12 protein-coding genes are annotated in these 13,771 nt (G+C 44.7%); 2 read left to right on the top strand and 10 right to left on the bottom strand.

What is annotated here, in order from left to right:
* Nucleotides 1–152: 152 nt before the first annotated feature.
* The 6 genes from aprA to ala all read right to left on the bottom strand — a co-directional run bounded on the left by aprA (nt 153) and on the right by ala (nt 6,129).
* Nucleotides 153–2,084 carry an adenylyl-sulfate reductase subunit alpha gene (gene aprA / locus BP688_RS11795; RefSeq protein ID WP_290624028.1) on the bottom strand — a complete coding sequence of 644 codons (1,932 nt, stop codon included), beginning with the start codon at nt 2,082–2,084 and terminating at the stop codon, nt 153–155.
* Nucleotides 2,085–2,094: 10 nt separating this feature from the next.
* Nucleotides 2,095–2,547, bottom strand: a complete 453-nt coding sequence (gene aprB / locus BP688_RS11800) for an adenylyl-sulfate reductase subunit beta (RefSeq protein ID WP_290597310.1) — start codon at nt 2,545–2,547, stop codon at nt 2,095–2,097.
* A gap of 52 nt (nt 2,548–2,599) precedes the next feature.
* Complete coding sequence (locus BP688_RS11805) at nt 2,600–2,947, bottom strand: DUF6955 family protein (protein WP_290597309.1); 348 nt, start codon at nt 2,945–2,947, stop codon at nt 2,600–2,602.
* A 10-nt stretch (nt 2,948–2,957) separates the two neighbouring features.
* The gene (gene sat / locus BP688_RS11810; RefSeq protein WP_290597308.1) at nt 2,958–4,328 is read right to left on the bottom strand and encodes a sulfate adenylyltransferase; all 1,371 of its coding nucleotides are present in this window, start codon (nt 4,326–4,328) and stop codon (nt 2,958–2,960) included.
* A gap of 152 nt (nt 4,329–4,480) precedes the next feature.
* Nucleotides 4,481–5,164, bottom strand: coding sequence for a diphthine--ammonia ligase (locus tag BP688_RS11815; RefSeq protein ID WP_290597307.1), 684 nt, complete (start codon nt 5,162–5,164; stop codon nt 4,481–4,483).
* The gene (gene ala / locus BP688_RS11820) at nt 5,161–6,129 is read right to left on the bottom strand and encodes an alanine dehydrogenase (RefSeq protein WP_290597306.1); all 969 of its coding nucleotides are present in this window, start codon (nt 6,127–6,129) and stop codon (nt 5,161–5,163) included. Before ala ends, BP688_RS11815 begins: the two co-directional genes overlap by 4 nt.
* A gap of 161 nt (nt 6,130–6,290) precedes the next feature.
* On the opposite strand from ala, the gene BP688_RS11825 reads away from it, so the two are divergent.
* Nucleotides 6,291–8,549 (top strand): vitamin B12-dependent ribonucleotide reductase, encoded by a 2,259-nt coding sequence (locus BP688_RS11825; protein ID WP_349677340.1) that lies wholly within the window; start codon nt 6,291–6,293, stop codon nt 8,547–8,549.
* Between the two features lie 39 nt (nt 8,550–8,588).
* Here the strand turns inward: BP688_RS11825 and BP688_RS11830 are convergent, their stop codons facing one another.
* Nucleotides 8,589–9,350 carry an undecaprenyl-diphosphate phosphatase gene (locus BP688_RS11830; protein ID WP_290597304.1) on the bottom strand — a complete coding sequence of 254 codons (762 nt, stop codon included), beginning with the start codon at nt 9,348–9,350 and terminating at the stop codon, nt 8,589–8,591.
* A 5-nt stretch (nt 9,351–9,355) separates the two neighbouring features.
* On the bottom strand, nt 9,356–10,003 hold the full coding sequence (locus BP688_RS11835) for an N-acetyltransferase (RefSeq protein ID WP_290597303.1): 648 nt from the start codon (nt 10,001–10,003) through the stop codon (nt 9,356–9,358).
* Nucleotides 10,004–10,146: 143 nt separating this feature from the next.
* Between BP688_RS11835 and BP688_RS11840 the strand changes: the two genes are divergently transcribed.
* Nucleotides 10,147–11,508: an Ig-like domain-containing protein gene (locus BP688_RS11840; protein WP_290596916.1), complete on the top strand. Its 1,362-nt coding sequence runs from the start codon at nt 10,147–10,149 to the stop codon at nt 11,506–11,508.
* 253 nt (nt 11,509–11,761) lie between these two features.
* Here the strand turns inward: BP688_RS11840 and BP688_RS11845 are convergent, their stop codons facing one another.
* Both BP688_RS11845 and BP688_RS11850 read right to left on the bottom strand, forming a co-directional pair.
* A complete protein-coding gene (locus BP688_RS11845; RefSeq protein ID WP_290596915.1) occupies nt 11,762–12,715 on the bottom strand; it encodes a Gfo/Idh/MocA family protein in 954 nt (317 codons plus the stop codon).
* Nucleotides 12,716–12,790: 75 nt separating this feature from the next.
* A partial coding sequence (locus tag BP688_RS11850) for a fibronectin type III domain-containing protein (protein ID WP_290624676.1) occupies nt 12,791–13,771 on the bottom strand: 981 nt, incomplete at its 5' end.

Here is a 13,771-nt window from a genome sequence, read left to right on the forward strand (position 1 = left end):
TACTGGGGTTCCCTTGTTGAGTTGTCTGATTATCCATCTGATCTTCTTGTTCGTTAGTTTTCTCACGTGAGGTAGGTGTTGGGTAGTGAAGTAATTTAGGGATAAAACACTATTTTCTGAAAACTTAAAAAGAAAAATAGAAGTTTTAGAAATTAGTAAGTCCAGTCAATTACCTGGACGTATGGCACTTTCTCGAACGTCCACTCGTTCTTCTCTGCGTCGTACTTGCTGCAGACGAAGCACTTCCACTCCTCATCGTTGAGGTCTGGATAGTCGGTTCTGTAGTAGTATCCGGGCCATCTGGTCTCCTTTCTGAACAGCATATGCCTGACGTGTGCCTCAGCAGTCCAGACTCTGTGGACAAGCTCCCAAGCTCTCATCAGCTCGTGCAGGTCTCTGGCAGCGAGCTTCTCAAGGTCCTCCTTGAGGAAGGCGATCAGTTCAAGTGCCCTCTCGAGCATCTTCTCGTTGGTCTTGTAGATCGTAGCGATACCGGCAGCATACTCGTCCATAATCTTCTGCAGTCTAACAAGACCCTGCCACGGCAGGATGTACTCTGGGTTGACATCGTCTGCAGTTGAGAGGTTCTTGTACTGCTCGTATCTTTCCATCGGTGCGTAGGCTTTCTTCTTCAGCTCCTCGACTACTGCATCGTCAATCTCTGGGTTGGGCTTCTGCTCAAGGATGTATTTGACTGCAGCCTTTGCTGCAATTCTACCCTCAGTGAACGAACCGCTGGAGAACTTGTGCGGGTTGGCTCCGGCACAGTCACCGATTGCAAACAGTCCCTTAACTGTTGTCATTCTGTTGTACTTCAGCGGGAAGAGCTTGGCGTACTCTTCCGGCATCAGGTCTTCTGGACCGCACACCCAGAATCCGGCCTCACCACTGTGTGAACCCATGATGTACGGCTCAGCCGGGGCAGCTTCGGATGGCATTTCCTGCGGGTCAATGTTCTGGCATGCCCAGAGTAGTGCCTGGCTGACGGTCATGTCGAGGAAGTCCTCGAAAGCCTCCTCGTAGATGTGCTTGAGCTTCTTCTTGTCACCACCAGCAAGCTCGGCCAGTGCCTCTTCGGTGTGCATGTAGATCGGCTGGTTGCCGTCCATGATTTCAAGCATGACCTGGTGGTTTCTCAGCGGTGTTGGTGTTGGAACAGCAGTTCCGTATGGCTCGTACTTCTTCAGCTCATCCGCTCTTGTTTCAATGTAGAGTTCTCCATATGCGTTCTTGGCCTTACACTTGAAGAACAGGAACCATGCTCCAACTGGCCCATAACCATCCTTGAACCTGAATGGTATGAATCTGTGTTCAAACTGGGTGAGCATTGCTCCAGCCTTCATTCCCATGTAGTAACCACTGCCCGTGTCGAAGATCGCATACCATGTCCTACCAGCAGCCTCTCCGGTGCTTCTCGGTCTGAAGAGTAGTGTCGCACCACCAGTGGCCAGCAACACGGCCTTGGCCTTGAAGACGTAGAACTTACCCTCTCTCACGCTGAAACCGACAGCACCAGCCACCGCATTCGGATCGTTCTTGTCCTTGAGCAGTTCAAAGATGAAAACTCTCTCATAGATGTTCTCCTCGCCAAGAGCCATCTTCGCAGCCTCGGCAATGATCGGCTTGTAGCTCTCACCGTGGATCATTATCTGCCACTGTCCCTCTCTCACATACTTCCCATCTGGAGTCTTCCAGATTGGCAGACCCCACTTCTCGAAGAGATGGACTGTACCATCAACGTGTCTGGCATAGTCAGCAACGAGGTCCTCTCTTGCAAGACCCATCATGTCGAGTGTGACGTATCTAACATAATCCTCAAGGGTGTTCTGCCTCTCACTCCTGCCGGTAAGATCAATGTAGGTGTTTATAGCAGAAAGACCCTGGGCAACAGCTCCGCCTCTCTCAACAGCAGCCTTTTCAACGAGTGTAACCTTCAACCCACCGAGCTTTGCCCAGTAGGCAGCCTCGTATGCTGCACCGCAACCAGAGAAACCACCACCAATGATTAAGATATCTGTTTCTACAACCTCTGTGGGAACATCGGCCGCTTTAAATGTTTCAATCTTTTTCGGGACATACACCATTTATACCACCTCACGCCTTCTTCTTAACCTGCGGGAATTCGCCTAAGCCAATAATATCTGGCTCTCCGGCGAGAAGCTCACTCTTCAATGCCTCCTCACTTGGCTCTGGGAACCCCTCGTATGGCTGGATTGAACCCCATGGGGTCGTCCTGATTGCGAATTTGAATCTCAGCACCTTTCCGTTTCTGTATTTTACAGTCCACATGATGTCGGATGTACCTCTCATCGGCACACAAGCTCCACCGAGTGGGGAGTAGTCTACATAACCTCTCACATCAATGGCACCCTGTGGGCACATCTTAACACAGCTGTAGCACTCCCAGCACATGTCAGGCTCTCTGTTGTAGGCTTTCATTGCTTCCTTATCGAGTGTCATCAAGTCGTTGGGGCAGATATACTCACATGCCGTTCTCTCCAACGCCTTACATCCATCACACTTTTCCGGGTTTACAAACGATGGCATTTAACTCACCTCCCACCTTTTTCATTCCATTTCTTAAAAAATTTTTGAAATTTTACTCTATTTCGGGCGGAGGAATGTACTCATCCTCCTTCTTCGCTGCTTCCTGAATTTCAGGAAGCCTCTCAAGTACCTTATCTATTACATCGAGCGACTTTGCCTTAGCAATTTCTTCGAACACTGCTCTTCTGAATGCTACAGGCACATCCTCGATGTAACCTCTTGAGTCAATTCTTGCCTTATCAAAGGTCTTTAGTATCTGCTCTGACTTTTCTTCTGGAACTTCGACAACTAAGGACTTCAGCTGCCCGCCAAAGAGGTAAGTTATCTTCTCCTCAAGCGGTGTTCCTTTGATCTTTGCGTACCTCTCATCATCCAGAATTACCGAAATGTAGTGCGGCATCTCCATCACCTCACGCTTTGGGAACCTCCATCGCTGGGAGATCAATTTCAAGCTCTTTGTTCTTCATGTCCAGGTATTTCCTGTTCACGAATGGGTAGTTGTACACCTTCCACCACTTCACTATAGCCTTGTAAACCTCTGGTCTCATGACAACTCTTGGCGGGAATACACCCTCAGCGACCATACCTCTCAAGAAGCTGCCGCTGAACTTCTGCTTTGCATCAGTGTGTCCGCAACTCTCGCTGTAGGCAATTTCCTGGCAGATCGGACAGTACCAGAACTCGGCCATGTTCTGGGGCATAATTTTAAGACCGTAGTCAACTTCATTTGGCGGTGCTTCAAATCCGAAGCTTGGGATGCCTTCTCCCCAGAGAATTTGCGTGGCGTACATGTCGTAATACTCACCAACCGCTGCATGGTCTCTTCCAAACATGTGGTGTGTGCAGCCCATGTTCTGCCTGATAACTCCATGCAGCAGGGACTCAATCGGGTTACCGTATCTCATGTCCCAGAGTGTAAAGGTGACCATATGCCTCTCAGGCTTGATGTATCCATACTTGTTCACTGCTTCATGCCCTTCAAGGATGGCCTCATCTGGATAGTCTCCTCTCCTCTTAGCACCAATTATCGCATTGACAAGAATGCCATGGCATGGTTCAATATCACCGGTAAAAGCAGCAGCTTTCATCAGCATCTCATGCCCAACATGTGGGACATTCCTCGTCTGGTGAGCAATAACAGTTCTCCACTTCTTCTCATTCTTTATTACTTCTCTGCATTTTGCAGGTGGGAACCAGAATCTGTCAAAGGGCTCCTTGAACTTTGGCTCATTCACGATGGTGTATTTACCCGCAATTATGACGGGATTGTGCATCTTGTAGATCATGTAACCTGGATGTTTCTCATTAAACGGCTCTCTAACGACCTCAGGGTTCTTCTCAGGAGTGCCGAAGGTTCTCGTTGCGACATCGGTTGGGTCAATCCTGTAGATTTCCTCAATATCAATGGTCGCGAAGGGTTGCCCTTTCAGCATGAGCAGAAGCCTGTCTCCCTCTTTGACATCAAGTGCCTTGTAGTCCTCCTCACTGACATCAAACAAAATCGGATAGGGAAAAATCCACTCGCTCAAAAGCCTTCTCTCATTTAAAACTCTCTCAAGCTCATTTTGAACCATTGAACCTTCAACGGGGCTGAAGAAACCGTAACAGATAGACATTATTTCTCTGTATACGTGGCGAATCGGCGTACCGTCTGGGAGCGTTGTAGGCTTTAATTCGAAGGTTGGACAGCCAGCAATCATTTTTTCAGCGATTTCCCTTTTTTTAACAACTCTATCAACAAGTTTTCCGCCATGCGGTGGCGGTGTTTTAATCAAAGGCATATTTCTTCCACCTCCTGAACTACGCTTATTTTCTTTCTGAAACTTATATAAATCTTTCGAAAAATATTTTCATGATTAAAGGTTTACGAATTTTTCCCCACTTCAAAAACTGGTGAAAGCTCACCTTTTCAAAATATTACGCCCGATTCTTTCTAAATTTTTCTCTTCAAACCTTTCGAAATTTTCGAAAAATCTTCAACTAAATAGTAACCCCTCACACCATCCCAGACCTTTTTTCCCCTCAAAATCTTTATTCTTTTTTTGTATAGGGGAGCGTCGAGAACAAGAGTTTCATATTCTCCGCCCTCACCTGCGAGATGGATTTTGTACTTCTCGTGAATCTTTTTTAGAGCGTTAAAACACTCTTCATCTATTTTACGTCCCAAAAAAGACTCATCGAGACCCATTGCAGATACGCTGACTATAATTGTCTCAAATTCCTTAACAACCTTTTTCATTATCTTATCAACTTCTCTTTTCCAGAGTGGAGCGAGAAGTTTCATTCCTGTCTTTTCGCATATCCTCTCAAACCTCCTTTTCTGATAGTTGGATTCTATTCCACCTATGCACAGGGCATCTGCATCAATACCTTTAATCTGTTCAGCTAACTCCCTTACTTCAACCTCTTCAACCCCTGAAACCTTGACCTTTGTAATCGGAATTTCGAGACAGTCAGCAATAGCATCGAGCAGATGCAGGTTTACAGAGTGAAACATGTAAGAATCGGCCTTTTCCGGGACAATTCCGAGCAGTCCAGCTATCTCATGTTCTTCAGCCACCTCATGCAAAGCGAGCATCGAATCCTTACCGCCTGAAATCAAGGCAAGAACCCTCATATTTTGAAAAACTGCATTTTCAGACCTTTACCCTCTTTCTTAGCATTCTCAAATACGACCTTTCCAACAGCAACGTCCTGTATCGCCAAACCTGTTGAGTCGAAGACTGTTATTTCATCATCACTCTCTCTTCCCGGCTTTATGCCAGCAATAACTTCTCCAATGGTTGCGTGAATGTCATCCCTCTGCATCACACCCTTTGACACAGCCACGTTGATTTCTCCTCCATGCATCGCCTGCTTGACATCGTCCACGACAACTTTGGCCCTCAATAGAATTTCAATTTCAAGTTCTTGCTTTCCCGCAGCGTCAGCTCCTATTGCGTTAATATGTGTTCCTTTATCAATCCATGATGCTTTTACGACGGGTTGCCTTGATGGAGTCGTTGTAACCAGAATATCACATTTACACACATCTTTTACATCCGTAACTGAAACATCAACACCTGCTTTTTTGCAGTAATCTGCGAAACCCTCAGCAGCACTCCTCCTCAAATCATAGGCCTTTACAAGACCAATATCAAATATTTTCCTTAGGGCATCGAACTGGAAATAAGCCTGCTTTCCGCAACCTACGAACCCGAAAACTCTGCTGTCCTTCCTTGCAAGGTATTTTGCCGCGACACCACCTGCTGCTCCGGTTCTTAGCGATGTGAGGAACGTGGCATCCATAACTGCGAGAGGAAAACCAGTTTCTGGATCATTCAAAATCATCAAGGCCATTACTGTTGGCAAACCAACGTCAGGGTTGTTTGGGTGGGAATTAACCCACTTTATTCCAGCGTATCCCATTATGTGGGCAGGCATTGCTCTCAAATCTCCCTTTTGAAATTCCAGATATACTTTTGGAGGCATTGAAGCTTTTCCGAGTGAGTAAAGCTTGAAAGCTTCTTCAACAGCATTCACAGCCTCTTCCATATCTATTAGCTGTTCAACTTCATCTTCTCTGAGAATTACGGTTGCCATACCAACAATTTGTCTCCTAATTTTAAAACTAATGTCAAAATAATTTGATATAGTGTAAGGTAAATTTTCTATATATGGAGAAAGAAAACTTCAGTAGGTGCAGTGGTAGAGCAGCCACAACGATTTTATTTGAAACCCAACCAATCTTCATTGGTGATCTGATGAAACTTAACCGTACCGCTGAAACAGTACTGAGAAAAAGGTATTTGCTAAAGGACGATGAAGGTAATGTAATCGAGACTCCAGAAGAAATGTGCTGGAGAGTTGCAAAAGCGATTGCAAAGGCTGAAGAAAACTACGGCAATGATGTGGAGAAGTGGGCTGAGAAGTTTTTCAGATTGTTATGGGAACAGAAGTTTATGCCCAACTCCCCAACTCTGATGAACGCTGGAACTGAATTGAACCAGCTTTCTGCGTGCTTTGTAATACCTGTCGAGGACTCCATTGATGGCATCTTTAAAGCTCTGTGGGACATGGCAAGGGTTCAGAAGAGTGGTGGTGGGACAGGATTCAGCTTTTCAAGGCTAAGACCAAAGGGAGATATTGTAAAATCCACAATGGGTGTTGCGAGTGGCCCTGTTAGCTTCATGAAAATATTTGATGCTGCAACCGAGCAGATAAAGCAGGGTGGGAAGAGAAGAGGAGCCAATATGGGCGTACTCAACGTCCACCATCCTGATATTGAAGAATTTATAACTGCAAAATGGGAGGAAGGGGTTTTGAGGAATTTCAACATCAGTGTTGCCGCTACTGATGCCTTTATTGAGGCACTGAAGAATGATGAGGATTACGAGCTCATAAATCCCAGAACTGGGGAAGTTATAAGAAAAATTCCTGCAAGAAAAATATTCAACCTCATTGTTGAGGGTGCTTGGAGAAACGGAGAGCCGGGAATGGTCTTCATAGACACTATAAACAGGCACAATCCAACTCCTCACATCGGGCAGATTGAAGCCACCAATCCGTGCGGTGAACAGCCCCTACTTCCCTATGAGTCCTGTAACCTCGGCAGCATAAATCTCGCCAAATTTGTTAAGGATGGTGTAATTGACTGGGAAGGGCTGAAAGAGACTGTATGGACTGCTGTAAGGTTTCTTGATGATGTTATTGACGTTAACAGTTATCCCATCCCTGAAATTGAGCAGATGACCAAAGCAAATCGTAAAATTGGGCTGGGTGTGATGGGATGGGCGGATGTGCTTTTCCTTCTCGGTATTCCCTATGACAGCGAAGAAGCCTTGCAGCTTGCTGAGGACGTGATGAAATTCATTCAGGAGGAAAGTCACAAGGCTTCACAGCACTTAGCAGAAGAAAGAGGAGTTTTTCCTAACTGGAAGGGGAGTGTGTGGGAGAAGAAAGGAATGAAGATGAGAAACGCAACAACAACAACGATAGCTCCAACCGGAACGATAAGCATAATAGCAGGCTGCTCAAGTGGCATAGAACCCGTGTTTGCACTTGCATACAAGAGGATGAACATTCTCGACGGAGAAGAGTTCTTCGAAATCAATGAGATTTTTGAGAATGTTTTGAGGGAGAGAGGGATATACAGCGAGGAGCTGATTGAAAAAGTAGCTAATGAAGGTAGCATTCAGGGGATGGATGAGATTCCAGAAGATATCAGAAGAGTTTTCAAGTGCGCCCTCGACATCTCGCCTGAATGGCACGTGAGGATGCAGGCAGCGTTTCAGAAGTATACAGACAATGCTGTAAGTAAAACCATCAATCTTCCAAACTCTGCATCGAGAAAGGATGTTGAGAAGGCATTTTTGCTGGCCTATGAGCTTGGATGTAAAGGAATTACTGTTTACAGAGATGGGAGCAGGGAAGAGCAGGTTTTGAGGGTAAAGAAGGCTGAGGAGGAGAAGAAAGAAAGAGAAGCAAAACCAAGACCCCCAGCAAAATACATTGAGCCAAGACCGAGACCTCGAATAACCACTGGAAGAACGATTGAGACGAGGACGGGTTGCGGTTCTCTCTATGTAACCATTAACGAGGACGAGTATGGTATTGCAGAGGTTTTTGTCCAGCTTGGAAAGAGCGGAGGTTGTGCAGCTTCGCAGACTGAGGCTATGGGGAGACTTTTGTCCATCGCTCTGAGAAGCTGGATTGATCCTGAGGTGCTGATCAGACAGCTGAAGAACATCCGCTGTCCGTCACCTGGATTTGATAATGGGGAGGTCATCACGTCGTGTGCCGACGGTGTGGCAAAGGTTCTGGAAAAGCACCTGAAGGGAGAATACAAGAAGATAAGGTTTGAGGTTGAGGGGATAAAGCCCCTTACGGAGTTTGCTGAAGGAGAAGAGAAGGAGGAAAGGACGAAGCAAATAGGGGGAGTCTGCCCCGAATGTGGCAACGTGCTTGAGTACGGGGAGGGATGTGCTACCTGCAAATTCTGCGGGTTTACCAGATGTGGCTAAATTTTCATTTCTTTACAACGTGTTGCAGAATCTGATTTATTAGAATACCAGTAATAATGTGGTTATAATTGACAAAAGGCCAAATACGATACAAAATAAAGAGAAGTTAGAACGTCTCGCAAAATTTAACAGCAAATCTATTGTTATATAGCCCACAACGAAGGCTACAACTAAGCCTAAAATTGAGGAGGTGACCGTCACATTCGCTGGCAGCCCATTTATTAGAGCAGCACCGAAAACGGCTGGTACACTTATAATGAAGGAGAGTTTTAGAGCCTCCTCCTCATTCAGCTTCCTCAAAAGGAGAAAGCTAACAGTTACACCGGACCTTGAAATTCCTGGAATTATTGCGAAACCCTGCACCAGACCCAGCAATGCCGCCTCCTTCAAACGAAAATCATAAAGGTGCCTCATTCCGGTTTTGGGCAACCGCAAAACTAACCCGGTAACTATAAGCATAACTCCTATCAGAAGATTAACCAGTTCACCGTTATTGAACTCTCTGAGAGTATTCAATATAGGTATCGCTGTTAAAGCAGTAAAAAGTGTAGCCACAACGACCAAACTCAAAAGAGAGGAGTCTCTTAACTGAAGCATTTTGAAAAACTCTCGCCTAAATTTAACCAAAACCGCAAGCATAGTACCAATATGGAGAAAAATTGAGTAGGTTAGTGCAGGGGTTGGGTCAACATTGAATACGTTAACCATTAAGAAAATAGAAACTCCCTCACTGCTAACTGGAAGCCACTCAAACAATCCTTGAAAAATGCTGAGAAGTATTATTGTTGCAATATCAATCATTGTGTTCACTTTTTCAGTTTGTTAATTGTTTTTAGATCATCTGGAAGGCCACGAATTTTAGCAGGAGACCCGATGGCTAAGCTCCAAGGAGGAACGTCTCTCGTCACAACCGAACCAGCGGCTATAAAAGCACCTTCTCCGATCTCAACTGATGGTAAAATAACAGAATTTGCTCCAATCGTCGCTCCTTTCCTTATTATTGGACCTTTTAGTTCATAATCTTTTCTCAGAGGATACTTATCGTTAGTTAAAACAACATTGGGTCCAAGAAAAACAAAGTCCTCGATTAGTGTGTTAACAGGAACGAAAACGTTTGACTGAATGCTGACATAATCGCCAATTCTTGTATTACCCTCAATAACAGTGTTTGTGCCTACCAAGACGTTGTTACCGATTACGGTCTCTTCCCTTATTACCACATTGTGGCCGGTCACGAAATTGTCTCCAATCTCAACATTGCAGTAGATTACAGTCCCGGAGCGAATAATTGCGTTTCTGCCTATAGTCACACCTTTAAACTTTAGTCCCTCCCAGTCCTGCTTTAGCAAATTAGCTGAGGGATATCCCAGAATGACGTTTTCCATCACAATAGAGCCATCGCCAATCTTAGTATCTCCGTAAATACTGACTGAGTTATGGATTTTGCATACCATCAATTTTTCAATTTCTTGAAGTCATTAAAAAGCTTGGTCTTACAGCAGGAAGTCTCATTATGATAATAAGAATAAAATTTTTTCTAAAAGAAAAATATATATAGTTAAAAGCAGAATTTAAGAAATTACATGGAGGTGTAAAAATGAAAAAAGCGTTATTACCGATATTAGTGACCATGGTAGTGCTCATGACAATTCTGACAAACGTTTCTGCTGTCGAAATAGGCACTGATACTGAAAATGCAGGATTGACAAAAGTAACGATGGGATCAATCGTCCCAGTTGTGACTGAATCCGGAAAAATCAGCTTGTCAATAGATGGTCTCGGCGTATATCCTGCAAACACTGGCATCATTCAGGTGGAGAAGCCGAGTGGTGCTACGGTAAGGGCGGCCTATCTGGCAGCTGCAACTACGGGCTTCGTACGCCATAAACTATCTGACGGGGATATAACCATAGACGGGGTTGGTGTTTCATGGGATATTGAAACACCCAGCAGTATAAGCTCGTGGAACTACTGGGCGAATGTAACTTCAATTGTGAAGTCCAAGATTGATTCTGCTCCGGCGGGAAGGATTGGCTTCAACATAAGCGAAGCCGACACATACAGTACGGATGGTGTAATTCTTGCAGTGATCTTCGACGATCCAAATCAGATAACTGACAACACGGTGGTGCTACTCTTTGGAGCGCAGGACGTTTCGGGAGATACCTTTGCGGTTTTGCTTGCAGAGCCGATAGACAAGAGCGATCCGAATTTGGTATTAGACATGTCGCTCGGTATCTCGTATGGTTATCAGACCTCATACATTCAGGATCAGTATAGTGAGGTGGATGTTAACGGCGCTCGCTTGACTTCATCAGCAGGAGGTCAGGATGACGGACAGGAATATAATGGCGCTTTGCTAACTGTCGGTGGACTGGATGATAGCGATGCAAACCCGGCTGATGCTTACACACATGGTGATGCCACAAGTCCAAGATACGACGATGAGCTTTACAGCCTTATCCCGCTCGTTGCAGATGGCGACACGAACATAAACGTCTTTACAAAGAACCCATCAAACGATGATAACATCTTCTTCGCAGCATTCTTCCTTTCCACTTCGGCCGTTGTTGGTGAAGGTATTGTTCTCTCACCTGTTTCCGCAACGAATGTCCTTAACACTCAGCATACAGTTATCGCCACAGTCCAAGATGATTATGGACAGCCGATTGTGGGTCGCAATGTGACCTTTACAATCGTATCTGGACCACACGCCGGGCTGACGGAGATAGCGGTAACGGACATCAATGGACAGGCAGTCTTCACATACACCGGCACCTCTGCGGGAACTGATGTGATAGTGGCGAGTATGGTTGATAGTCAGGGTGTTACTGTCCAATCAAACCAAGTCGAGAAGACATGGGAAAGAAGGACGTCAGTCCCTGAATTCCCGCCAATGGCTATTGGTGTCATCGGAGTGCTTGCTGCCATAGTGTTGCTCAGAGCAAGGAAAGACTAATTTGGATTATTTATTATTTTTTTAGTTTTTGATTAGACAGCTCTGTTTAGTTAACTTTAAATACTAATATAAGCACTATAGTTATAATGATATCAGAGGATAGAAGAACAAGGCAAATTGAAAAAGAAGATATTGTTTTCGATCCAGAACTTCTTGAGGAATTAGAGGAGTTCTGGGCAAAGCGATATGAGGAAGAATACCTCTGATTAGACCGTTAAATTTAGGTAGGTGTTTTAGGACGTATTTGGCCGAATCAAGCGAGTATCCCTCCTATTTCTACTGGTAAACCAGATTTGTATGACTTTATGGCTGAGGTAGCTACAGAAAGAACGTATAAACCATCTTCTGCTGATGGTTCTGGCTCAGTGTTTGTCATAACACAATTCAAAAAAGCTTCCAATTCATTCCTTAGAGGTTCTCTCCTCTCTACATTCACTACCACCTTTTTGTCCACCCTCACAACTTCAAGACTCTGCTCTAAATAATTCAGATTTGCGACACCTTTTGTCCCCACTGCATTTAGCGTTCTCACCTTAGTTGGAGTTAGCCAGTTAGTATCTACTAATCCAACTCTGTCTGGATAAAACTTAATCAAGAGTGAGGCATAATCCTCCCACTTGTGAAAGCTACTTCCAGCGACAGCATAAACACTATCCGCCCTCATTCCGTAGAGGAAAGATATCGTGTCTATCTCATGCACAGCAAGGTCTATTATGATGCCCACATCTCTAATGCGTGGCGAATAGGGACCGACTCTTTTGCAGGAAATTGCAATGATACTTCCCAGCTCACCCCTTCTTATCAACTCCTTCAACTTCAAAACAGCGGGATTGAAACGCTCGATATGTCCTACCATAACCTTTACGTCATTCGTTCTTACAGCTTTTACAATTTTACGAGCATTTTCGACAGAATCTGCAATCGGCTTTTCAATAATCATATCAATTCCGTAGTCAGCTACTCTAAGTGCCACGTCTTTATGGAGGCTTGTCGGAACAGCAATACTCACTGCATCCAAGTCTTTTGTCAAAAGTTCTTCAAAATCGGTAAACGCTTGGGTTTTAAATTCTCTCGCTACTCCCTTAGCTTTCTCCTCGTTTAAATCTGCAACACCGACGAGATTGGCAAATGGTATCTCTGAATAAACTCTTGCGTGATGCTTTCCCATTATTCCCGCACCGATAACTCCTACTTTAATACTTTTCATAAATACCAGCAAAATAATATACACAAAACACTTAATAAAAATTGTGGTAAATATTTAAATTTTGGTAAGATATTTTTACCAGTCAATTAAAAGATAAGGATTATTCTTACCCTCCCTTGAATCAAAATGATCGTGCCTGTACTTGTTGTGCCAGTCTCCCGTTACTTTCTGAACGAGGATAAGTCTTACTGTATCACCCCATGAAAGGTTCAGAGAGTTATCCGCCTCACTCCCTTTCAGGCTGAAGGAGATCCACTGGCCTGAGAGGTCTCCTGTTGCGTAATAGTGGTCAACCAGTATCCCAAGGTCTCCTCCGGGAGTGTTCCATTTTTCGTTACTGTTTTTGTGAGTCCAGTTTACAACGTCTTCATCGAAATCTCCGTTGAGGGTGTAAAGTTCAATCGTGTGGTTATACTGGCTGTTTTCTGTGGATTCAACGTACAGGTAAAGCTTAACCGACTTTATCTCACCTGTACTTTCTGGAAGTGTGAACTCGAGTACAGTTCTGTATCTGTCGTGGCTCCCTACTGCTAAATCAGCATTACCGTTATTCCACCTCAAGATTGGAGAAATTCTTGCATCTTTTGATGGGCTGAGTTGGATGTCACCTGTTGAATTGTTGTTTTGACTTTCCACAGTAGCTCCTCCATTATTCTCAGTACTGTTGTCGCCGGTATTGCTGTTGCTTAAGTCATGTGTTTTGAATGAGATTTCCGCGGATTTTACAACTTCACTGCCTGTGCTGGAGACTGCCCTAATAAAATAGGTTTCTCCAGGCGTAAGGTTGCTCAGCACAACTGTATGATACTCCGTGAGTGTTGAATCATACACTTTCTTAGTGTATTGCCCGGAAGTAGTTCCATACTCTACAAGAGAATCAGAGTTTTTATTTGTCTGCCAGCTCACAATTGCTGAATTGTGGGTGATATTCTGAACGGTCAGCATTGAAATCATAAGGGGCAATTCTGCCTGCCCCGTGTGTATTATATGTCCCTCGCTTGTATAAAGTATTCCTTTGTCTACAGCAGTATCCATCCCATACACATCCCCCACCGT

This window comes from Archaeoglobus sp. UBA230 (genome assembly GCA_002507545.1).
Lineage (GTDB): Archaea > Halobacteriota > Archaeoglobi > Archaeoglobales > Archaeoglobaceae > Archaeoglobus.

Coding starts and splice junctions, on each gene's coding strand:
- aprB (WP_290597310.1), bottom strand. CDS start 2,547: ATGCCATCGTTTGTAAACCCGGAAAAGTGTGATGGATGTAAGGCGTTG.
- sat (WP_290597308.1), bottom strand. CDS start 4,328: ATGCCTTTGATTAAAACACCGCCACCGCATGGCGGAAAACTTGTTGAT.
- BP688_RS11830 (WP_290597304.1), bottom strand. CDS start 9,350: ATGATTGATATTGCAACAATAATACTTCTCAGCATTTTTCAAGGATTG.
- BP688_RS11845 (WP_290596915.1), bottom strand. CDS start 12,715: ATGAAAAGTATTAAAGTAGGAGTTATCGGTGCGGGAATAATGGGAAAG.
- BP688_RS11815 (WP_290597307.1), bottom strand. CDS start 5,164: ATGAGGGTTCTTGCCTTGATTTCAGGCGGTAAGGATTCGATGCTCGCT.
- BP688_RS11805 (WP_290597309.1), bottom strand. CDS start 2,947: ATGCCGCACTACATTTCGGTAATTCTGGATGATGAGAGGTACGCAAAG.
- aprA (WP_290624028.1), bottom strand. CDS start 2,084: ATGGTGTATGTCCCGAAAAAGATTGAAACATTTAAAGCGGCCGATGTT.
- BP688_RS11835 (WP_290597303.1), bottom strand. CDS start 10,003: ATGGTATGCAAAATCCATAACTCAGTCAGTATTTACGGAGATACTAAG.
- ala (WP_290597306.1), bottom strand. CDS start 6,129: ATGGCAACCGTAATTCTCAGAGAAGATGAAGTTGAACAGCTAATAGAT.
- BP688_RS11825 (WP_349677340.1), top strand. CDS start 6,291: ATGAAACTTAACCGTACCGCTGAAACAGTACTGAGAAAAAGGTATTTG.
- BP688_RS11840 (WP_290596916.1), top strand. CDS start 10,147: ATGAAAAAAGCGTTATTACCGATATTAGTGACCATGGTAGTGCTCATG.